The following is a 20,876-nucleotide window of genomic DNA, read 5'->3' as shown; positions in this document are numbered from 1 at the left end:
ATACATTCGCTAAATAAGGACGTCTTCTGTATTCCAGCCGCCATACTTCATGTCTTTTCATTCTAGAATGTCCATAGATTTAGATCGTTCCAATGACTACTTCCCTACAATCATCTCCCGATCCACGTCATACACAAAGTCAGTGATCTTCCCTTCCAACAACAGATAGATTGCCTGTTCAATCGCTTCAAGCGGAGCCATGAACCATTCTCTTGGTACGTGCCGTCTACCCGGCTTGTCATAGATGTCGATGTTCAGGCAAACCTTTCCGAAGAAGGCGTGGAGCTTTTGTTCGAGCAGTTGGGAATTCATGTTGAAGCACTTGTACGCCTTGACGAGAGACACCTCTGCCATGAGGAAGGTGGGATCGTTTGCTACGTCCTTCAGGCGGTCCTCAACTGACTTTCTGGTGAATCCGATCTTGTACAGATTGGGGATAGATTTGATTTTTTCGTCTTCGTTCAACGATCGCACCACGTAGATGAATCCAGCCTCTTCGTCGTCCTCGGTAATGTTGCTGAAACCATCCAGAAGCTTGTCGTGATGCTCGGTGATTCCGCGCCCGTCTTTATAGAGTTCTGCGGCTAAGGATCGCAGGAGCATGTCGGACTCTGTGCCGTTCTCGAAGATGCAACGGAGGCGAGCATTCATAGCTCCTTTCATACGTTCTTTCTTGCCGACCTTTGCGACATAGAGAACCACTCCCTTGAGGACGTAGAACAGCCCTTTGCGGATTTGTCCTCCCTTTGAGAAGGGGATGATCCGACGATGACCTTCTTTCAGGTCTTGGTGACATTGCTTGAAGAGTGGTTCGAATTTCTCGAAGTCCTCACACTTCTCCCTTTGAGCGACATATTCAGGCATGCTTTGAGGAACATGCTTCAGCGTAAATATATCTTCTTCAGGGCTGAGAGGTCCCAAATCGCCACCGCCGCCAAGCAGTCCTAGCGGATCGTTGTCAAAGATATCGTCTATGGATTCAGGGGCTGGTACTTCGATCTTCTCTTCTTCCGGTTCAGCCAGGAGGCCATATTCATCGAATCCAATGACGACTTGTCGTTTCTCTTCATACTTTCGAAAGCCATTAAGGTTGCTGAACAAAGTACGTTCATCACCTTTCTTCTCCGGCTCCCTGCCGTGTTCGGCATAAAACGCATTCACCTTGAGAAAGGCTTCGATCATAATCTCATCTGGTGATGATGCGGAAGCTCCACGCTTCTTGACTTCCAGAAGTCCAAGAGGGTCATTCTCGACGAGTTGTAGGAGGGTTTCTTTATCCATGGCTATACGTTCTGCATCCTGCGCTGGTTCTGAAGATAAAGGATTGCGTCTGCCATGCGCCGTTCAAGCGGATCGACAGCGGTTCTACTCGGCTTACGCTTATGCTCCTGCACGAACTCGTTGATCATGGGCCAGAGTTCCAGAGCCTCTTCGGATGTCATGGCAAGTCTGTTCGCGTCTATCGCGTCCTGGATGGCTTTGAACGTGTGCTTGGAGAGACTCTTTGAAAGGACTTCAAATGCCTTCTGGAAGGGATTTACGGAGTCGATGAGGTCAATGCTCAGGTCTTCGACATTCACGAACTTGCCAGCCATTCGGATGAATCGCTGATCGCCTTCAACCTTAGTCTCGCTATTCTTGATGGCAGAATCTGCGACCATGTACTGTCGAACTTCCTCTCGTTCCTCTGCGGAGAGTTCCGGGTACTTCACTTCGATGATCTTGGGGATCATCACTTTGTTGATGACTTCTGGTGCTACGTTGCCAGGAAGGGCCTTGAGCATCTTGTCATCCTGCAACACCGCGGCCTTGAGATCGTTCAAATCAGCTTCGATGATGTCTTTCACCCGCTGTGTGCTGGGTTCTTTGAAGCCACGGATATGAATTTCACCAGGCTTGCGCTTCTCCACATCGAGTCTTTTCCGCTTGAACTTGAAATTGGGTGCCAACACCTGCTCCATGAGCAAGGAGCAAGAGATCGCTTTGAGCATGTTGTTTACAGCAATAGTAACCTGTTCATCACTGGCTTCAGGCTGGGCAATGAGGTTGGTGAACTGTGCGTGGGTCTTGTTGCTGCTGTCTCGTGTGCATCGTCCGATGATCTGGATTATCTCTGTCAGAGAACTCCGGTATCCAACGGTCAATGTCTGTTCACAATAGGGCCAGTCAAACCCCTCTTTGGCGGTCCCAAGGGCAATGATCAGGTCCAGGTCTTCCGGGGATTCGATGTTGCGAAGATACTCATACACCTTGGATCGGGTGTTCATGTCGTCTTCAACAAGATCAGCGACCTTGAGGAGTTTGCCATCACCCTTGCGTTTGATGGTGTGAATCCCTGAGACGGGATCGGTTCCGACAATCTCTCCAATCTGGTCGAAGATCGCGCCAACCTCGAAATATTTGTCACCGGTAGATTCACGAGAATTGACGTTGGGGATGTGCAGGATCACCTTCTTGTCGGTGTCCAGAACTTCCTTCAATCCGGTCATGTATTGGCCCTGATAGAAATGGTATCCGATGCCAAGCGACTTCAGATATTCATATCCATTGAGCTGTTCGTAATAGTTGTACGTCACTCGCTGGAATCGGGCTTCATCCTCCGGTGCAAGAACAGGGATGTTGTCACCCCTGAAATATGATCCTGTCATGGCAACAATGTGTGCCGAGGACCCGTTCATCACGGACCTGAGAAGTTCACCTAATCGGTTATCATCGCCAGCCGAGACATGATGGAACTCGTCAATGGCAAGCAGGGTATTGTCGAAGTCGGAAGGTTTCAGGTCTGCGAACGCATGTCGGAGCGTTGAATGGGTGCAGATAAGAACCTGTTCTCCATTACCCATGAATTTGACGAACGCTTTGGTCTTGCTGCTTTCACCACCGGGAGTACAAAGGTTGCATTCCGGCTTAGGTTCCCAATCAGCAAAGAATCCGTAAGTCGTCAGATCGGTAGGGGCGAATGAAGCACCAATAGTTTGTTCGGGAACAGCGACGATGACCTTTATGATCCCTTGGTTATGCAGCTTATCTAATCCAAGGAACATGAGAGCACGAGATTTACCCGAAGCTGGCGGAGCTTTGAGAAGAACATACTGAGCATTGCGAGCCTCAAAAGCGCGCTCCTGCATTTCCCTCATCCCAAGTTCGTTGGTAGATTTGCTCTTGCCAGTGGTTTCGTATTCTACATTGATAATATTGGGCATTATTATTCTCGTGGTTATGCGGTCATCTTTTCGTACATTTTGAAAAGGTGTTCGAGTCGTTCAGAATCGCTTTCGAATGGTTTCTTTCGGTAACAGCTATCAACGGCAAGATCGAGTTGATGGTGTGCCTCGCGAAGATCGTCTGGCATTTTGTCGGGGTCGTAAAGTTCAGCCATTGTCTTACCGATGTGCTCATTTCTTATATCAAGAACATCTAAAGACAATTCTTCCAGCATTTTTTTTTGAGATTTAGTGATGCGTGGAACAGGGAATGGGTTGTAACAAAGAACAGAAGAGTATCTGAAGTCTGTCTTTAGTCGCCCTGCCACGGATTTTACCCATGCCATATGTATTTTTGAAGATAGCAATCCGAATATATATGTTTCTGGATCGTATATCGCAAAGACAAGATCAGTAGCGATGCAATCGGCACCTAAAAAGCCTATAGGGATGTACTCGCGCCTTTCAGATGAAACACGCGGAAGCACAAGCATTCGCTTTCGAGAAATCTTCATTTCTCTAAACTGATGTGGTCTTTCTGCAACCTTACGTGTTCCAGCATCACTGCTGGACAGACGCATTTTCTTTACTTCTGAAATTCGACGAGCAATAGGAGGAATCGACTCTGCAAGCTCTCTTTGATCATTATCAATCCAAAGGCACCAACGTTCTATTCCTTTAAGGTATTCTTGGGAGCCATAAAGACGTTTGATAAGGTCTGCCGACTCAGGGTAAGCCTCGATGAGTTCGTCTTTTTCATGTGGCGATAGAATCAGGTTCCCACCATCCATAGGCATATTTCCAAAATCCATATGAGGAATTGCTGCCATCGGCGAAGAGCACCTACTAATATAGGTATCCCCCCCCTCCGTCAGGTATGGGCTTATTCCTCTTACTGTGCTTTTCGCATCGGCAGTATATATATGCTTAGAAGCATTTGATTTGTTGCGAACTCCTACGACAACGCAAATTACAGCTGCGCTACCTTTTGCTTGGTTGTTCCATTTAAATGACTGATGACCAAAAAAGATTTCTAACCCCATGTTCCAAATATGGGGCCATAGTAGAGCTATGTGTTCTCCTTGGCAGATAGAGTTTGTTGAGACAAATGCATACCTTGAGTTCTGGTTCTTGCTAGAATATTGAGCCGCCAGTAAGAACCAGCAAGTGATGTAATCAACTTTTTTTGCTCGGCCAAATTGACCGTATATTTTTTGAATATCTTCTTTTTGCTCTTTGTTTTGAAATCTTGCGCCAAGGTAGGGAGGGTTCCCCATAATAAAGATTTCATCTTGCTTTCTTATAGGACAGACCTTTTCCCAATTTAATCTACAGGCATTGTCACAAATAACATTACCACTTTCTTTCAAAGGCAGTGCGGGGCTAGTATTTCCAAACCTCTCTTTGAACTGGACGTTCATCTGATGCTCTGCCAACCACAGCGAAAGGATCGCTACTTCATGGGCAAAGTCGTCAATCTCAATGCCGTAGAAATGGTCGAGAGTGATCAACGAGTGGAGAGGGATGTAACCATCAAGATTCTTGCGTCGTTCGACAATCTCCATCTCAAGCTTGCGAATCTCTTTGTACGTGATGATGAGGAAGTTTCCTGATCCACAAGCAGGGTCGAAGAATCGAATTCGTCTGATACGATTGAGGAGTTTTGCCAGCTTCTTGGGATCGTCATAAGCCTTTTCAAATTCTTCCCGGAGTTCGTTGAGAAATAGCGGTTCGATCACCTTCATGATGTTGGGAACAGACGTGTAGTGCATCCCAAGACCGCCACGCTGTTCAGGATCGACCACCGCCTGAATCATCGAACCAAAAATGTCCGGGTTGATCTCGGACCAATCCAACGCACCGCACTCAATGACCATACGTCGAGCACGACTTGTCATCTTGGGAGCATCATAGGAATCGCCAAACAACCCGCCGTTCACATAGGGGAACTTGCAAAGCTGATCGATGCAACCTTCACGGCTTTCAGTGTTCAGCACCTCGAAGAGCTGGTTCAGGAACTTGTCCAGGTCGCTCCCATCGTCTTCGGTCAGTTCGGTGATGGCCTTGGAAAAAATGTTGTTCGGAAAGATGTCGGTATCTTCCGCAAAGAAGCAGAACAACAACCTGGACAGGAATACGTTCAGCTTGTGCCGTTCACCTAGGTCCTTCTCGGCATCGGGATTGTTCCGAAGAATCTCATCATACAGCCGCGCCATACGTTCCGCAGCTTTGACATCTGCCGGATTCTCCATGGTCTCCGCATACCGCTCCCGACCGGCCCAAGGCATGAAGAACTCCATGTTCTTAGGCAGCTCAATCAACGGGATATCCAAGGTGTCATCAACCTTGGTGTCATACGCCAGCAGGGACTTGAAGTCCGTGACCACGAAGAATCGAGGCTTATGCCTCATGCATCGCTGGTCTTTTCGCAACTCATCCATCTTAGTAAACAAAGAATCCGAATCAGCAGGTTGAAACAGCACCTTTCGAGCAAGTATCAACTGCCCCTCGACATTGGATCGATTGTTTGTCCCGTTCCTCAGCTGTGTTACTTGTGCCTTTGGAATCGAGTAGGCAAGAAGTAAGTCAAAAAGAAAGTTTTCTTTGGAAACGGGATCAACAAGCTTCTCAAGTTTTTTATAGAGCTGGGTAGTGTTCATATAATGGTGATTTATCTTAATGGTTAACAACTAACTTATATGACTATCAAAATATTGATTTAGATCCTTCTGAAAAACTACGGAGGATCTATGTCAATCAGACACGTGAAGCAAGGTTATTTGTTGTGATTGTAAACAATTGGCGAAGATATCTTTGTTGGATATAATTGATTCTCTTAGTCAGTTTTCGCCAAAACCGCCATAGACCGTTGACCCCGGTCACCGGGTGAATAACACGAACGAATAACACAGTAACACGCTATGACGCAAGTACCCGGTAGAGCGTCTGACGGCTCACCCCGTATTCCTGCGCTAGGGCCTTCTTCTCCGCTCCTGCCGCCACCTTGTCCTTGACCTCCTGGACCTGTTCGGGTGACAGCGTGGGCTTCCTGCCCTTGTACTTCCCTGCGGCTTTGGCCTTTGCTATCCCCTCGGCCTGACGTTCTCTGATGATGGACCGCTCAAACTGCGAGATAGCCTCAAGCATCTGGAAAAGGAGCGTTTGGGTAGCATCCATCTTTCCGGAGAACGTCCAGCCTTCCTTGTGGAAACGGACGGTAACGCCTCTTCCGGTGAGTTCCTTCACGAGGTCTTCAATGTCCCTCATGCTCCTGGCGAGGCGGTCCATACTGTGAACGTGGAGCGTGTCACCGTCACGGAGGTAGTCGAGACATGCTTGGAGTTGCGACCTCTTGGTGCTGGCTCCGCTGATCTTGTCCTCATACCGCTTATCGAGTTCTACCCCGTCAAGTTGCCTGTCGCTGTCCTGGTCTACAGTGCTGACTCGGATGTATCCAATGTTCTTGCTCATGCCCTTTCCAGTGGTTCAGCCTTGTGTTGCGATTAAAACTAGACCCAAGTGAGAAGCATGTCAAAAAAAGTAAGTCTATTGTTACACGAAAGCCGGTGAATTCTGGAGCGTGTCGAGTGTTTCAGTAGGGTATCCCCAAATGAGACAGGGGCGTGAGCGCAGAGTTGCGCTGAAGTGACATAGACAAAGGGACAGCTTTCGAAAGGTCGAACGGGAGGTTGGTTGAGGAGTATTCCTTAGCCAGCCTTTTTTCGTTTACAGAGGCGCAAGCTGCTGGAGTTAAATCTCAATAAAAATCGGAATGTTATCATTTAGGTTGCACTAATGAGCAGAAGGAACGGCTCAACAAACGCTCTCTTCGAAGATGGCAATCAAAAAGCACGTGATTTTAGATAGATGCGATTAGGTTGCACCTTTGAACGAAGGAACCCCCAAACTCAAGGAGGACATGATCATGGGTGAAATCAGCACACTCACCCTCAACGGCATGGCCGATGCCCGAACCATCGTGGATGACGACGGTAAACTTTGGTTTGTCGCAATGGATGTTTGCAAGCACCTTGGTCTCAAGCCAAGGGATTCAGTGCGCTACTTGGACGAAGACATGAAAAAGCATCTTCCAAGGACCGCCCTCGGAATGAAGCCCGGAAAGCCGCTGCTGATTATCAACGAACCCGGTCTGTACACGCTCATATTCCAAAGCCGAAAGCCTGAAGCCATCGCGTTTCAGGATTGGGTTTGCGAGGAAGTCCTGCCCTCGATCCGGAAGCATGGTGCGTATTTCATGATGAAGCCCACGGACACGGATGAAAGCATAATCCAGAAGGCAAAACAGATCATTGAGTTGGCGCATGAAGATGACGGCATTGAATGCCCCGACATCTTGCGAGAGTTGGCAGACAAGCTTGAAGCCGCCCTGCAAGGTCAATTCATGCCGACATTCACGACCAGCACTTGCAAGGATTATCCAAATGACACCAGCGACTTAGGCCCCATCATTGACGTCTAACCCAAAGGAAAAGCTATGACACGCAGCCAAGTATGCATCAAAGCTATGTGTTTTCGAAACGGACTATCACCGCCGCATGACGCTCCAAAGCAAAAGGCACTGCGGAAACACTTAGGAAAACCCCAAACGTGAAGGCTGGTTGAGAGGAATCTCGCCAGCCTTTTCTTATTTCAACATTCCATTCAAAAGGAGAACTTATAATGGCTAAAGAAACCCTCATCCCTGTCCGTCATGAAGAAGTCGCTGTATGCGGTGAATACGTCCTTGCCGCTGTCACCGAGGATGGCAAGGCGTACTTCTCGCCGCGCCATGTGTGTGATGCGCTCGGTATCACTTGGTCGCGTCAGCGTAAGAAAATCATGGAGGATGACGTGCTTGCGACCTGCGTGGCCGAAATGGCCACGCAGCTTCCCGGCTCCGGTCAGCGTCGGAAGTACACCATGCTCCCCATCGAGTTCGCCAATGGCTGGCTGTTCACAATCAAGAAGGTTCGCCCTGAACTCCAAGCCAAGCTGAACCTGTTCCGCGCTGAAGCCTACCATGTTCTGGACCTGTGGTTCAGAAAGGGACTTCGGTATGAAGAAGATGCACTCGAAGCCCTTGGATTGCCTGATTTCGAAAGCCCTGCTGAAGCTGCAAGAGCGTGGGCCGAAGAACGTGAACAGCGCATAGAACTGGAAGCGGAAAATGCCACACTGAGACCCAAGGCCAAGGTCTATGAAGCCTGCTTCGCCGACCGCCAAATGAGCGTTGTCCAGTTCGCAAGGACGCTCCACGGCGTAAACAGCATGAAGGTCAAGGAAGACCTGATGAGAGCAGGATACCTGCGGCGTTCCGGTGGCGTGTACAGGGTGCGTGGCAAGTTCAGAGACAAGTTCTTCGCAGAGCGCATCAGCCCATTCAGAGGCTTTGTGACCATCATCGCCCTCGATGGTGGCAAAGAGAAGATGGTTGAGCTGTATCTCGATGGCAAGCTGACCATGCGAAGAGGTTTCGAACATGCGCACGAGCGATTCTTTGACGAACTGGACTTCTAGATAAATCGCTCAAATTCGCCGCATAACGAATGAAAAGAGCCGGATAAAGCCTTTGGCCTTGCTCGGCTCTTTTTTCGCCCTCAGCAGGCTTAATTCACGCAAATTCCAGCACGTAAAATCATAGGAGAGAGACTATGACCACCACCAAAGCCGTTGCCAATCAGATTGTACGATTCGAAACTGTAACCATTTGTGGCAGTCCCATTCTTGCAGCAGTCGCCGAGGATGAACGGCGTTACTTCTCGCCAAGGCACTTTTGCGAATCCCTTGGAATAAGCTGGCCTCGCCAATTCAGAAAAATCAAAGCAGACCCATTGCTTTCAAGTAACGTAGTGGAAATGGCAACGCAGCTTCCCGGCTCAAGACAGCGGAGAAAATACACGATGCTCCCAGTTGAAATGTTATCTGGCTGGCTCGTGAACATCAAACGGGTTCGTCCCGAAGTCCAACCACAACTCACCCGCAACAGGAAAGAGGCATTCCTCGCACTTGATGCTTGGTTCCGTCAGGGAATTAGGAATGACGAATACGTTCAGAAGAAAGTCATAACGCCTTCATGCCTGCGGGAATTAGCGGATATAATGAATCAAAAAGAATGTGACGATTTGTACTCTGCGGAATTGCAAGCTGGCAGCCATGAGAAGGTAACGAGCTTGCCAGTCATATAGGCGAAGAAGCAGGTAACGAATTGAAAAGGTTGGTCGAGAATTCCCCTTGGCCAGCCTTTATATTTCACAGCGAGCCTGAAAGCCATTTGGCATAAACAGAGGCCGTCTAGTCTATTTTACCTCGTGTTACTGACATGTTGCGCAATTTTTGCGACTCTATCTTGACACGTCGTTCTTTAGATTTATTCATGCTGTGCTGACCATAATTTTAAACTCTTCAAGGAGGACGCTATGATGGTTTCTAAGCTGAATCCATGGAACTGGTTTAAGAAGGAAAGCGAACAGGAAAAGACCCTTCCGGTTAAGCAGACGGAACGGGGAGCAAGGGAATACGCTTCTCCGCTTGACCACTTCCACGCAGAATTCGACCGTATGGTTGATTCGATGTTCTCTGGCTTTGGAATGCCTTCGCCTCGCCGCTTGTTCGACGCTGCCAGCCCGATGCTTGGCAAGTCTGTCATCAAGCCGAAAGTGGATATTTACGGCACTGACAAAGAGTATGTTGTTGAAGTGGATCTTCCCGGCATCGAAGAGAAAGACCTGTCTGTTGAACTGAAAGACGACGTGCTGATTCTCTCTGCGGAAAAGAAGCATGAAGAGAAAACAGAAGAAAAGGGCTACTACCGCGTTGAACGCTCTTACGGTTCCTTCCGTCGGGTGCTCAATGTCCCTGATGATGCTGACAAGGAAGGCATAAACGCCAAGTTGAAGAAGGGCGTGTTGCGAATCACCATGCCGCGAAACAAGGCCATTGAAACAGAATCCCGCAAGATTGCGATTGAAAGTTCGAAAGAGGACTAACCTGACAAGGGCATCTTAAAGAAACAAGAGCACTTTTGATTCCATAGTCACATAGACGATACAACACCGAAGGCTGGTTGAGGACGATGATCCTCGCCAGCCTTTCTTTATTTATGAAAATCAAGAACGTGAAGGAGAAAACTGATGAATACTGCGACTGCGACCAACTCCCTTGTGATGCTTCTGGACGACAAGGCTATGACTACGAGCCTCAAGGTGGCGGAGATGTTCGGGAAGGCGCATCGTCATATCCTTCGGGACATCGAACGCCTGATCGAAAGGGGTGTGCCCAATTTTGAGCAGACCTCATACGTCCATCCGCAGAACGGTCAGGAGTACCGCATGTTCCTCATGGACCGTGACGGCTTCTCCCTGCTCGTCATGGGCTTCACCGGAAACAAGGCACTGGCTTGGAAGCTCAAGTACATCGAAGCCTTCAACCGCATGGAAGCCGAACTGATGAAGCGACAGGTGAATGTCCTGCCCGACTTTACCAATCTTGTTGAAGCCGCTCGTGCGTGGGCTGATCAGGTCGAACAGAAGATGGTTTGCGAAGCACAGGGCAAAGCCCTCGTTCCTTAGACTGCAAGCAGACAAGAGTTTCTTTGAATGTACTGAGACGAGCATCACGAAGGGGACAAAAGGTCCCCTTCAAATAACTAGCTCAAGATATACCAGCCAAATTTTGGCGTAAAAATCTGAGCGGGTTTACAACGTTATGAAAAGCGAAAATCCCCCCCATGCCCTTTGGTGTGCGCTGAATGGGCGAGGCGTTTCAACCGCTGAAGACTGCAAGGCGTACTTCTCGCCACGTCATGTGTGTGATGCGCTCGGTAGGCCTACTCAGTTCAAGAAGATCAAGGACGATCCTGTGCTTGGAGGATGCGTAGGTGAAATGCCTACGCGTGATTCGTTCGGTATCGACTGGCCTACCCAGTTCAGGAATATCAAGGCAGACACGGTACTCGTTTTAGTCGTTGTTGAAATGCCAACAGCTGCGGCCGACGAAAAAAGAACAGAAACACCATGCTCCCCATCGAGTTCGCCAACTGTAGCCGAAATGGCCATGGTTACCACTGGCGGCTGATAGGTACTTTCGAGATGCGTTACCGAAATGGCAACGCAGCTTCCCGGCTCCAGTCAACGTGTGAAGATTCTGGCTGATCCGGTACTCTCGACCACCGTTTCGGAAGTCAAAACGGTGCGTCCTTGTTTCTTCTCAAAAGGTATACCTTGTGGAGCACCTATGCCATTGCCTGAAAAGCCGCTTTGTTCTGTGTCTCAAAACCTCTCAATCACATTTCTTGACACGTCTTCTCGAAAAGTCTAGTCCTTCTGTTACACGACGATTACAGAAGGAGGAAACAGGAATATGGCTCATGTTGGATACATCCGTGTTAGCTCAATCGACCAGAACACTGACCGCCAGCTTGCTGACCTTGATTGCAACTTGGTGGAAGTATTTGAAGAGAAGGCAAGTGCCGCAACGTCTAAGCGGCCTAAGCTGGAAGAGTGCATGAGGTTTGTCCGCAAGGGCGATACGCTCCACGTCCATTCAATAGATCGCCTTGCCCGTAACCTTGACGACCTGCTCACACTCCTAAAGAAGTTCATAGGCAAGGGCGTCGCCGTTCAGTTCCACAAAGAGGGGTTAACCTTCACAGGCGAAGACAATCCTTTCCAAACGCTCCAGCTTCAAATCATTGGAGCCGTCGCCCAGTTTGAACGCTCCATCATCAAGGAGCGGCAAAGAGAAGGTATTGCCAAGGCACAAGCCAAGGGAAAACACTGCGGCAGAAAGGCCAAATTAACGCCAGAACAGGCCGAAGAGCTTCGACATAGGGCAACAGTCATGGGCGAAGAAAAAAAGGCGTTAGCGGCTGAATATGGCATAAGCAGGCAGACCTTGTACCGCGTCATCGCCGAACCAGCTTAAGATGCTGAAATATTTAAATAATCAATTAGGTTGCACTAAAAAGGGGAGAGAACGCTCCGCGTCTCACTCTGTCAGACCATCTTCAAGGTTACGCCTATCCCAAATAGACGACCTCTCTCCTACACTTTCTTTCTTGGTAAGGCCGGAGAACACTAGCCCGACAAAGCAGTGTTCTTCGGCTTTCATATTGTGACGGCTTGTGACAACGACAAGAAGAAAGAGCTGAACTTAAGATCAACTATAGTGACAGCTAAGGAACAAGGGAAAGTAGGCAGACAAGGAAGAAGAGGAAAGAAGATACCTAAGTCATACAGCAGTGAACATAACGTGAACTGAAGTGACGACAGTGTAACCTAGGTTTCAACCTACCCAATGGACTTACCCACTCCAACAAGTAAGACATCCTAAGTATAACTTAAGAAGTAACCTAAGTGTACAGACAGGATTGAGGGAAGTAGTAGGATATGGAGAAGAAGAAAGGGGGAAGACTTAAGTCATACTTAAGACAACTATAGTATATATAGGGGAGTGGTCAGGTATCAAAAATAAAGAAATTTGTCAAAATAAAATATGGTCGTTGTGAATTTTTTGTGTACGTCTTCACAGCTACCTACCTCATAGCAACCATTTAAAAGTGTATCAAGATTGAGTAGGAGACAGGTCTATGTGTGAACCAGCTTCAGCTACAGCGGGAACAACAGCCGCAGTAGGTGGAACCACAGCAGGCACTACTGCCGCAGCGTCTACGATTACAGCGTCTCAAATGTTCATGTGACCTACTAGGTTAGTCCTCAGACAGATTTTGGGGTACAGTCTCACGATGGAGGCCCCATGAAAGCTGCAGAGAAAGTCGCCCGCCAGCGTATGAGTGTGCTTGAGCTTGCAGAGAGCTTGGGAAACGTCAGTGAAGCCTGCCGGCGACGCGGTATGCATCGTAGTCAATTCTACGAGTACAAGCGGCGTTTCCAGACTCACGGCCTTGAAGGGCTCAAAGATCTGCCGCCTATTCCGAAGTCCCACCCTTTCACCACCTCCGAGGAGGTGGTCGAGCAAATCTTGGAATTGAGCCTGGCTCATCCTGCTTGGGGGTGCGTTCGCCTTTCCAATCAGCTCAAACTCATCGGTGTTTCGGTGAGCTCCCCTACCATTCAAAACATCTTGATCAAGAATGGCATGGGCACCAAGTACGACCGCTGGCTTAAGCTAGAGCAGAAGCAATCTGGCGAACCCATTGAATTATCGGGCGAACAGGTCGCTTTCATTGAAAAACAAAATCCCGTTTTTAAAGAACGACACGTCGAGAGTTCTCGCCCTGGGGAGCTGTTGTGCCAAGACACCTTTTACGTGGGACGTCTCAAAGGAGTGGGGCGAGTTTACCTGCATGTCGTCGTCGATTCCTTCTCAAGCTATGCCTTCGGCTTTCTACATACCAGCAAGCGGCCAGAGGCTGCCGTTTCCGTCCTTCACAACGACGTCATGCCGTTCTACGAGGAAAAGGAAATTGCCGTTTCCGCTGTCCTTACTGACAACGGCAGGGAATTTTGCGGAACCGAGACCCATCCATATGAACTCTATCTGTCCCTCAACGAGATTGAACACCGCCGTACCAAGGTGCGATCACCTCGGACAAATGGCTTTGTCGAGCGGTTTAATGGCACTGTGCTTGATGAGTTCTTTCGAGAAGCCTTCAGAACAACGCTTTATGAGACCGTAGAAGCACTCCAGGCCGACCTGGACACCTGGCTGACCTACTACAATACTGAACGCTCACACCAAGGGTATAGAAACATGGGACGTCGTCCCATAGAAACCATTAACGAGTACATCGAATCTGTCAGAGAAGAACGTTAGTAGGACACAGCCGCTGAAAGCATTGCGCTCATGCAGAAGCAAGAGGCGGCATCTCAAGAGGTGCAACGGATTCAAAGGGAACGCCTCGAAAAGCAAGGGACGGCTTTGGCTTCAAGTGAGGCGGCTGGTCAGTCGCTCCAGTTCCTCATGGACGACTATCACAGGCAAGAAGCCCTCTACAGGAATTCAGTGAAGCACCAGCTTGATATGGACAAGGACGCATACGGCATATCCGTGAAAGGCTTCAGGGATACCGCAAAGAACCGTGGAACGGCTTCAGGTCGATACATCCCCAAGCCTGTCAACTTCCCTAATGTCGGTTCAATGGTCGGTGCGGCTTTGTCGATTGGAAGCAAGGGGCTTGGTTATTATGACCAGTACAAGCAACCGATATACGACCAGAACGGCAAATTCACAGGCCGCTATTCGCTGACAGGGAAATGATATGACAGCAACGGGACTGGCAAGCAGGAGAAGGATAAAGGCGCGAAGACATGAATGAAGTGTGAAGACTGACACAATGGACACATAAGTGGTAGCCTTGTCGTTCTCCCTAGCTTGTCAGTCTTTTTATTGAAAGTGAATTTCAAATACAATTATCCATGTGTTTTTGTCTTTATCAGTGTTTTTGCCTTCCCTCATGCTCTTAATGCCCTCAAGTGGCTAGGAGTGGGGTAATTGCTCCATATTTTGATTCTGAGGCGTTTTTGTTGTCTCTGCTTGTCATTCGTCATGTTTTCTTTTTTAAGTCTTTAGAAGCGAATTGTGGACGTTTTCCCTTGTGGTCCTTGTTTCCGGTAAGGCGTCTGTGATTGCATTCGGTACTGTTCGCGTTCTCAAGGGTAAGGGCGGTGGTGAAATCTGGTTCGTGGCTAAGGACGCGTGTGACGCGCTCACAATTGACACCAGCAACCTCTCGAAACTGTTGGATGATGAAAAACGCGAACACGAACACTATTCGGGTTCAGGCCGAAAGCCTCTCCTCATCAACGAATCCGGCCTCTACTCCCTGATTCTCCGCTCCCGCAAGCCGGAAGCCAATAGGTTCAAGAAGTGGCAACCTCGTGACCGTCCTTGAGAACAACAAGCCTATGACCACCAGCATGTCATGCGCGACATCCGAAAACTGGTCGAAAAAGGAGTCAGCAATTTTGCTGAGTCCTTCTACATCAACGCTCAGAACAATTTGCTGCCGATAATTTTATCGCCAGTGAATACACTGACGCTACAGGCCGCATTGCTAAACCCGCTGACGTTGTGCGCGCCCTTGACGAGGATGAAAACAGACGATCAGATTACGTCGCATAATATGCGCGGTAATCCCATGACCACAAGCCTAAAGGTGGCTGAGGTGTTCGGGAAGGAACACAAGAACGTCATACAATCCATCGAACAGCTTGATTGTTCAGAAGAATTTAGAAAGCTGAATTTTCAGCTCTCTTCCTATTCCGTTCCCAACAACCGCCGTCCCTATCCCATGTATCTCATGACCCGCGACGGTTTCACTTTCCTCGCAATGGGCTTCACCATTCCTGTCTTCCCGTTTCTCCTTCCCCTTAATCCTGCCAATCAATCCCGCTGAAGATTCGACGCAGATAGCCGCAAGTTAGCTTGCATATTTCGCTTTTAAGGCGCGTTTTGCCTCGCCCATATGAAATCCCATCGATAACCTCAAAAAGACGCTCTAACGGCTTTTAATCCATTGCTTTCCATGCGGCACAAGGGCGTCAAGCGTGATTTCCCTGTCCCAGTCCACAGGCTGGATGACATCGCGGAAGAGTGTGGATGCTGGGTAGCTGCCTTCATAGATTGCCGTGATGTCGTCGAATTCGCCTTTTTCGTGGCCTACGACTTCCTTCAATTTGCGGCGGTCAATGTCGTGGAGCTTTGCCCAAGTGATGAACGTATGCCGGAAGGAATGGAAGGTAACGTTGCTGACTTCGCCTTCACCCGCGCCAACACCGCAATCACGACGGAAGCGCGTGAACCACTGCGTCACGTTGGCGGAGACGTTGCCTTCGCGCTTGCTCAAGGTCTTGCGGGAGAACAAGTGTTGTTCGCCTTTTGACCTAAGTGTTTTCACACGCTCAAGCAGGCCGAGCCTGATAAGGAACGGATGGACTGGGACAATGCGTTTGCCTGCGGCTGTCTTGAGTTCCTTGTCGCCTTCGTTGTTGATGTCGATGCAGGCAACGCCGTCGATTTCGCGGATGTCGTCCAGATGGAGCTGGCATATTTCTTCAACACGTGCGCCTGTAAACAGGGCTATAAGCGGTGCCCAGAACTGCCATGCTTTCGTGAACTTCTGCTTGCCCGTGGCCGTGCCTTGGTAAGGCGCGCTATGGAACAGGGCTTTCAGTTCATCGCTGGTGAAGGCGCGGCGTTTGGCCTGCTTCGCCTTGAGAGTGTTCTTCTTGAAGGCCAACGCCACGTTGAGAGGCTTTGCCTTGTCCACGTAGCCCTCAAGCTCTGCCCAGTTGATGAACGAGCGCACATTGTCAAAGCGCGTCTTGATGGATTTGGGCTTGAGGCGGTGGTTCTCAGGGATATCCATCTTCAGGAGCTGCGCCTTGCTCTTGCCCTTGTAATGGCAGCGGTAGCGAAGCGAGGGCAGCTTGACCAGTTCCTCGCGGTATTTCCGCATGTGGTCGCGGGTGATCTCGTGTGTCGGCAGTTTCTTGCCATTGGAAATCATTTCCGCGAACTGCCGAAGTTGCGGAGCCAAGTCCTTCACGCTGGTGACTTTCCATTCACCGCTTTCCGTCTTGGTCTTGATGTACTTCTCAACGGCTTCGGTGATGGTGGGCGATTTGCGGGAAGGAGCGGCAGGTTGCTGCGTGACGACAACCGTCTTGTCTGCTTCAGCTTCCGAGAGCTTGCTGGCAAGCGGTGAAAAGTCAATGGAGCCAGCTTCGTCATACGCCTTGGCAATGCCTTTCATAAGAGCGTCGCACAGCTTCTTGTAGTCCGTGGACTTCTCCGAGACCTTGATGCCTTCCTGTTCCAGAATCCCGCTGACAAGATTCTTCACGCCGCGATAATCGGCATGTGCCGCCTGTTCGCGAATGTCCGAGGCAATGCGCTGGCGGGAAGCTAAGTGCTTTTCAAGCTCATTATCCTGCCAAGGTCTTTCCCGATTGACGCGCAACTCAAATTCATAGTTGAGCGTCTCCTTCATTTCCCTGTCTACAAGTTCCCGAATCTTTTCGTCGGTAAGATGGTTTTGGAGTGTTTCATTCGCTTCAGTCATGGCCTTTCGGTTTCTGTTTTCAAAAGTGGTCGATTTCGTTTTCAGTCGTCGGATTTCCGAAAAGATGTCATGCGCCTTGGATGCCAGCCGCATAGCCTTTGGACGGGCTTCCTTCAGGTGCGAAGTGCCAAGGGAAAGACGATACTCAGTCCTTCCCAGCGTCGGCTGAAGGTCGGCTGGAATACGTATGCGGAAATATAATCCGCTTGGACGAGGAAGCAAGTAGGCAGGTGCGGCTGCGTTTGAAGCCGAATTTGAACCAATGGCAGGAGAACAAAACGACACAGGCTTATACCCCTTGTGTACCACCGCTGTGTACCAGACGGTGTTTTGGGACATAAGCCTGCTAAAAATTCAGCTATTACAGCTGCTTGTATGCGCTGGCGGAGAGGGTGGGCGAGGAAGCGTCGCCGAAAAATGCGACCCCCCAGTTTTCCTCGCGGGAGACAATTTTGAAATACCCCGTCTGATACCCCGTTTCGCTAGTTTTAGGATATAACAACTTGTTATGTATGGGAAATGGGAGAGGTGCTTTCGTTTGCTTGGAGATTAATTACGCATGTAAAATGTGGCTTGGCCAAATTCGTAGAGGGGGCTCCTTTGTTTTATTGGTGTGTAAATATGTATTGTTCATAAAAGGTGGGGTGTTATTCGAACCCTTCTGGCTGAGTGCCCTCATTTAGTCTTGTGCTGTGCGTTAGGCTGTGAGCCCTAAGGAGCTTCACGAGGGGCATATTGTTTGGGGGGCAAATGTGGCTTGTCAGAAGGAGGGCGACTGTGAATTCAAGGCAATATCAGAATTCGTTTGATTTGGGTTGGGCCGAGCGTGACCGTGTTTCAAGGGGGTGTTGTGATGATATTTTGAATGGGTCGTTGTTTCATTGCGAAATGGTGGCCGGAAGGGATGGGAGAGCAAAGGGGAAAAGGGAGACTTTTGGCGTCATTGAGCAGTGCTGGGAATATAGTTATGATAAAGCAGGACGTCTTGTTCGGTCTTGTTTGGATGGTTTAGAGATAGAGCAATATTCATATGATTATGAGGGAAGAAGAAGTAGTTCCAAGTGTAGAGTGAATAATAATTCTCAAGTGGTATATACGTATGATTCTAAAGATCGCTTGCTTGCAATGGGGGATTTTGCGTTTGAGTATGATTCGAATGGGCGCATGATTTCAAGAAGTCATAGGGGATATGTAAATGTATTTCATTATGATGAATTGGGATTTCTTGATTTTGTAGATTTTCCTGGCAATCAGCAATTGTCGTATGAACGTGATGGTGACGGGCTAATTCGTCGTATATTGTTCAACGGTAGGGTCGTGGAAGAGTTTAGTTGGTACGACGCTTTGCGAATCAGGAGCTGGTCAGATCAGTCTGAAGGCCGCGTGATTGAGTTCCATTATAGTTCTCGTGTGCCACATGCCATTACCGTCAGAGAAGGTGGATATACCTATGATTGCGCCTTGGGTGTCGATCAAGTTGGGACGATAAAGACAGTAGCAGATTCTACCGGCGATCTGATAAGGCAGATTCAATATGACAGCTTTGGAAACGTCCTTTCCGATTCCAATCCGCAGTTTTTTCTGCCAATTGGTTTCGCAGGTGGAGTCCATGATCGTCATGTTGGTTTAATACGTTTTGGATGGCGTTACTACATGCCTGAAGCAGGGCGGTTTACAGCTCCAGATCCTGCTCGCTGGTGTGGAGGGGATCCGGATTTATGTGATTACTGTGTTGATAATCCAATCACACAAATTGATCCTTTGGGGCTTAAGCCTCAGCGCCAAAGAACTGAGGCGTCGGTGGCCGGGAGGCCTAGCGTAAAAATTGGACCGAATGAATATGAATTAGGCCGGGCGAAAGAGAGGGCGAGGGAAAGAGGAAAGAAGTCGTTTTGGTTGGTTTATCCCAAGCCTGCAGCGTGCGAAAAGTGTCATGAGCTTGCTGGAATAATTCATTATGAGAAACCAGAACGTCCTCATCCTAATTGCAAGTGTAAATTTGAAGAAGTAAAGGTAGATAAGAAGCGAAGATTTTCTAAAAAAATTTACGGAACGGCTGGAGGGGCATTAGATCATGCATATCATGCTTTCAGCGCAATAGGCCCGGTGACGTTCAAAGCAAGAGGGAATGGAATCTTCTTTCCTTCTGGCCTGTACTTTGTGACTAATAATGGGAACTTTTTCCTTAATACTGTTTTTTTTATGAGTGATGAACATGTTCTTGATGGTGATGATGTGATGCAGAAGTGGGTTGTTCATGTTTATATGAGAGGGGCTGACAATTGTCGTGCTGACTATACTATTGAATACATTGTTGAGAAGTAGTTATGAAAAAAATAGTTTTATGTTTTCTTTTTGTGTTGTTCTTCAATGTAAGTTGTGTCGAAAGTGAATGCGTTTTTAGTTTAAATTGTGAAAACGTAAAATCGCTTCGCCAAATTCAAATCTTTGCAAATGAAGTAGGAAGATTGTCTTCGGGTGTTGTTGAGGGCAATTTTGGATTTATTGAGTTGACAGATTCAGGTTTCAAAGAGTTTAAGAAAAAATTGAATAATTGTGAGGAGAAATATTTCGTCATTGAGGCGAATGGCATTGTTATTAGAAAATTCCCAGGGGATTTTAAAGAAGCAGGCGATGGATCTATTATGATTTTTGGTGAGACAAAGGACGAGGTGCGTTCTTCGCTTCGAAATGTGTGTCCTTTGATGCCTATACAAGAAGTTGAGAATGTCCGGTAATCCTCCCATTTTTAGGAGGCTGGATTGCCGATTAGAGCGCGAAAGGTGACGAAGCAGGAAATGTAATCCGAAAGTCATGAGCGTGGAGTAATCAATGATGGACTAGATACTAAAGTTCGAAATGGAGGGATATGATGAATCATGAGGATGTGGTGACAAACGAGGATTTTGCAGCGTTTGTTTATTGGATGGCAAAGGAGTCATCTAAGGAGGATTGTAACTGGGAAAATGCAACGTTGCCAGAATTTCTCGAAGCTTTGTCATATTTTGTTGATGGGTCTGAAACAGGGCATTATGATTTTATTGGTGTTGATATGAAAACACTTTCCAAGTGGCGTATTTTTGCTGATATACTTTGGGCTGCGGCGAGGCTAGAATAATTTTGGATGTGTCACAGTTTGACGTTGATGAATGAATTGACCTACTAGGTTCGTCTCAGGACAATCTAAGGAACATCTAAGAATAGATTGTTTAGTCATTAAAGCCGGCGGGGGAATGTATAATTGTCCCGCCAACATTTCTCTAACAGCTTCGAGATGCTCTTTGCAGGTGTCTACGGAAATCCTTCTCGTGGTTGCCATGGGTGGGTTGCATATGGGTAGAGTCGAAGTTTCCATCCTGTAGATCATCAAGCATCCGGCTGACAGCAGAAAGGCGCTCGATTATATCGAGCGCCTTTTGTGTTGTGTGGTTGGCTCTTTCAGCGTCGATGCCTCGATGTGAGCGGAGGTGCCATTACGCACGTGGCGCTTTGTCATAGTTTGGAAAACGCTCTCTCAGTCTGTGCACAATCTGGTGGGGGGAGCACTCGTCGCGAATGCACTCCTCAAATACGGCGATTTCTTCGTCCGTCAGCGGCAAGCCCTAAATCTCTAGCGAAGCGATTGCATTTCGTAGTCGCCGGGTCAGAAC

18 protein-coding genes are annotated in these 20,876 nt (G+C 48.4%); 13 read left to right on the top strand and 5 right to left on the bottom strand.

Features of this window, described 5'->3' with window-relative positions; translation table 11 throughout:
• Positions 1-96 precede the first annotated feature (96 nt).
• From ACYQ2T_RS15385 to ACYQ2T_RS15370, 4 genes are all read right to left on the bottom strand, one after another.
• Positions 97-1,281 (bottom strand): GIY-YIG nuclease family protein, encoded by a 1,185-nt coding sequence (locus ACYQ2T_RS15385; RefSeq protein WP_459901782.1) that lies wholly within the window; start codon positions 1,279-1,281, stop codon positions 97-99.
• A gap of 2 nt (positions 1,282-1,283) precedes the next feature.
• Positions 1,284-3,203: a DEAD/DEAH box helicase gene (locus tag ACYQ2T_RS15380; protein ID WP_459901780.1), complete on the bottom strand. Its 1,920-nt coding sequence runs from the start codon at positions 3,201-3,203 to the stop codon at positions 1,284-1,286.
• Positions 3,204-3,217: 14 nt separating this feature from the next.
• Positions 3,218-5,863, bottom strand: a complete 2,646-nt coding sequence (locus tag ACYQ2T_RS15375; RefSeq protein WP_459901778.1) for a class I SAM-dependent DNA methyltransferase — start codon at positions 5,861-5,863, stop codon at positions 3,218-3,220.
• A gap of 259 nt (positions 5,864-6,122) precedes the next feature.
• Positions 6,123-6,674 carry a recombinase family protein gene (locus ACYQ2T_RS15370; protein WP_459901776.1) on the bottom strand — a complete coding sequence of 184 codons (552 nt, stop codon included), beginning with the start codon at positions 6,672-6,674 and terminating at the stop codon, positions 6,123-6,125.
• 454 nt (positions 6,675-7,128) lie between these two features.
• Here ACYQ2T_RS15370 and ACYQ2T_RS15365 point away from each other — a divergent pair, with 454 nt between their 5' ends.
• The 10 genes from ACYQ2T_RS15365 to ACYQ2T_RS15320 all read left to right on the top strand — a co-directional run bounded on the left by ACYQ2T_RS15365 (position 7,129) and on the right by ACYQ2T_RS15320 (position 15,558).
• Complete coding sequence (locus ACYQ2T_RS15365) at positions 7,129-7,683, top strand: BRO-N domain-containing protein (RefSeq protein WP_459901775.1); 555 nt, start codon at positions 7,129-7,131, stop codon at positions 7,681-7,683.
• A gap of 200 nt (positions 7,684-7,883) precedes the next feature.
• Positions 7,884-8,720 carry a phage antirepressor N-terminal domain-containing protein gene (locus tag ACYQ2T_RS15360; protein ID WP_459901773.1) on the top strand — a complete coding sequence of 279 codons (837 nt, stop codon included), beginning with the start codon at positions 7,884-7,886 and terminating at the stop codon, positions 8,718-8,720.
• A gap of 134 nt (positions 8,721-8,854) precedes the next feature.
• The gene (locus ACYQ2T_RS15355) at positions 8,855-9,388 is read left to right on the top strand and encodes a phage antirepressor N-terminal domain-containing protein (RefSeq protein ID WP_459901772.1); all 534 of its coding nucleotides are present in this window, start codon (positions 8,855-8,857) and stop codon (positions 9,386-9,388) included.
• A gap of 231 nt (positions 9,389-9,619) precedes the next feature.
• Complete coding sequence (locus tag ACYQ2T_RS15350; RefSeq protein ID WP_459901770.1) at positions 9,620-10,189, top strand: Hsp20/alpha crystallin family protein; 570 nt, start codon at positions 9,620-9,622, stop codon at positions 10,187-10,189.
• A 144-nt stretch (positions 10,190-10,333) separates the two neighbouring features.
• Entirely contained in the window at positions 10,334-10,771 is a 438-nt protein-coding gene (locus ACYQ2T_RS15345) for a Rha family transcriptional regulator (protein WP_459901769.1), read from the top strand.
• A 790-nt stretch (positions 10,772-11,561) separates the two neighbouring features.
• Positions 11,562-12,125 carry a recombinase family protein gene (locus ACYQ2T_RS15340; RefSeq protein WP_459901767.1) on the top strand — a complete coding sequence of 188 codons (564 nt, stop codon included), beginning with the start codon at positions 11,562-11,564 and terminating at the stop codon, positions 12,123-12,125.
• Between the two features lie 831 nt (positions 12,126-12,956).
• The gene (locus ACYQ2T_RS15335) at positions 12,957-13,976 is read left to right on the top strand and encodes an IS481 family transposase (RefSeq protein WP_459901765.1); all 1,020 of its coding nucleotides are present in this window, start codon (positions 12,957-12,959) and stop codon (positions 13,974-13,976) included.
• Positions 13,977-14,006: 30 nt separating this feature from the next.
• Positions 14,007-14,420, top strand: coding sequence for a virion core protein, T7 gp14 family (locus tag ACYQ2T_RS15330; RefSeq protein ID WP_459901763.1), 414 nt, complete (start codon positions 14,007-14,009; stop codon positions 14,418-14,420).
• Between the two features lie 337 nt (positions 14,421-14,757).
• Positions 14,758-15,054, top strand: coding sequence for a BRO-N domain-containing protein (locus ACYQ2T_RS15325; protein ID WP_459901761.1), 297 nt, complete (start codon positions 14,758-14,760; stop codon positions 15,052-15,054).
• Between the two features lie 30 nt (positions 15,055-15,084).
• Complete coding sequence (locus ACYQ2T_RS15320; RefSeq protein WP_459901760.1) at positions 15,085-15,558, top strand: Rha family transcriptional regulator; 474 nt, start codon at positions 15,085-15,087, stop codon at positions 15,556-15,558.
• A gap of 102 nt (positions 15,559-15,660) precedes the next feature.
• Here ACYQ2T_RS15320 and ACYQ2T_RS15315 read toward each other — a convergent pair whose 3' ends face one another.
• On the bottom strand, positions 15,661-17,565 hold the full coding sequence (locus ACYQ2T_RS15315; RefSeq protein WP_459901759.1) for a DUF6538 domain-containing protein: 1,905 nt from the start codon (positions 17,563-17,565) through the stop codon (positions 15,661-15,663).
• Between the two features lie 438 nt (positions 17,566-18,003).
• On the opposite strand from ACYQ2T_RS15315, the gene ACYQ2T_RS15310 reads away from it, so the two are divergent.
• From ACYQ2T_RS15310 to ACYQ2T_RS15300, 3 genes are all read left to right on the top strand, one after another.
• Complete coding sequence (locus ACYQ2T_RS15310) at positions 18,004-19,551, top strand: RHS repeat domain-containing protein (RefSeq protein ID WP_459901757.1); 1,548 nt, start codon at positions 18,004-18,006, stop codon at positions 19,549-19,551.
• 2 nt (positions 19,552-19,553) lie between these two features.
• The gene (locus ACYQ2T_RS15305; protein ID WP_459901756.1) at positions 19,554-19,964 is read left to right on the top strand and encodes a hypothetical protein; all 411 of its coding nucleotides are present in this window, start codon (positions 19,554-19,556) and stop codon (positions 19,962-19,964) included.
• Positions 19,965-20,095: 131 nt separating this feature from the next.
• Positions 20,096-20,344 carry a DUF7660 family protein gene (locus ACYQ2T_RS15300; RefSeq protein WP_459901755.1) on the top strand — a complete coding sequence of 83 codons (249 nt, stop codon included), beginning with the start codon at positions 20,096-20,098 and terminating at the stop codon, positions 20,342-20,344.
• Positions 20,345-20,876 lie beyond the last annotated feature (532 nt).

It is taken from the genome of Desulfobaculum senezii, from assembly GCF_054657395.1.
The sequence above is the reverse complement of the archived record's forward strand: the minus strand, read 5'-3'. Positions and strand labels throughout refer to the sequence as shown.

Coding starts and splice junctions, on each gene's coding strand:
- ACYQ2T_RS15385 (WP_459901782.1), bottom strand. CDS start 1,281: ATGGATAAAGAAACCCTCCTACAACTCGTCGAGAATGACCCTCTTGGA.
- ACYQ2T_RS15380 (WP_459901780.1), bottom strand. CDS start 3,203: ATGCCCAATATTATCAATGTAGAATACGAAACCACTGGCAAGAGCAAA.
- ACYQ2T_RS15375 (WP_459901778.1), bottom strand. CDS start 5,863: ATGAACACTACCCAGCTCTATAAAAAACTTGAGAAGCTTGTTGATCCC.
- ACYQ2T_RS15370 (WP_459901776.1), bottom strand. CDS start 6,674: ATGAGCAAGAACATTGGATACATCCGAGTCAGCACTGTAGACCAGGAC.
- ACYQ2T_RS15365 (WP_459901775.1), top strand. CDS start 7,129: ATGGGTGAAATCAGCACACTCACCCTCAACGGCATGGCCGATGCCCGA.
- ACYQ2T_RS15360 (WP_459901773.1), top strand. CDS start 7,884: ATGGCTAAAGAAACCCTCATCCCTGTCCGTCATGAAGAAGTCGCTGTA.
- ACYQ2T_RS15355 (WP_459901772.1), top strand. CDS start 8,855: ATGACCACCACCAAAGCCGTTGCCAATCAGATTGTACGATTCGAAACT.
- ACYQ2T_RS15350 (WP_459901770.1), top strand. CDS start 9,620: ATGATGGTTTCTAAGCTGAATCCATGGAACTGGTTTAAGAAGGAAAGC.
- ACYQ2T_RS15345 (WP_459901769.1), top strand. CDS start 10,334: ATGAATACTGCGACTGCGACCAACTCCCTTGTGATGCTTCTGGACGAC.
- ACYQ2T_RS15340 (WP_459901767.1), top strand. CDS start 11,562: ATGGCTCATGTTGGATACATCCGTGTTAGCTCAATCGACCAGAACACT.
- ACYQ2T_RS15335 (WP_459901765.1), top strand. CDS start 12,957: ATGAAAGCTGCAGAGAAAGTCGCCCGCCAGCGTATGAGTGTGCTTGAG.
- ACYQ2T_RS15330 (WP_459901763.1), top strand. CDS start 14,007: ATGCAGAAGCAAGAGGCGGCATCTCAAGAGGTGCAACGGATTCAAAGG.
- ACYQ2T_RS15320 (WP_459901760.1), top strand. CDS start 15,085: ATGCGCGACATCCGAAAACTGGTCGAAAAAGGAGTCAGCAATTTTGCT.
- ACYQ2T_RS15315 (WP_459901759.1), bottom strand. CDS start 17,565: ATGTCCCAAAACACCGTCTGGTACACAGCGGTGGTACACAAGGGGTAT.
- ACYQ2T_RS15305 (WP_459901756.1), top strand. CDS start 19,554: ATGAAAAAAATAGTTTTATGTTTTCTTTTTGTGTTGTTCTTCAATGTA.
- ACYQ2T_RS15300 (WP_459901755.1), top strand. CDS start 20,096: ATGATGAATCATGAGGATGTGGTGACAAACGAGGATTTTGCAGCGTTT.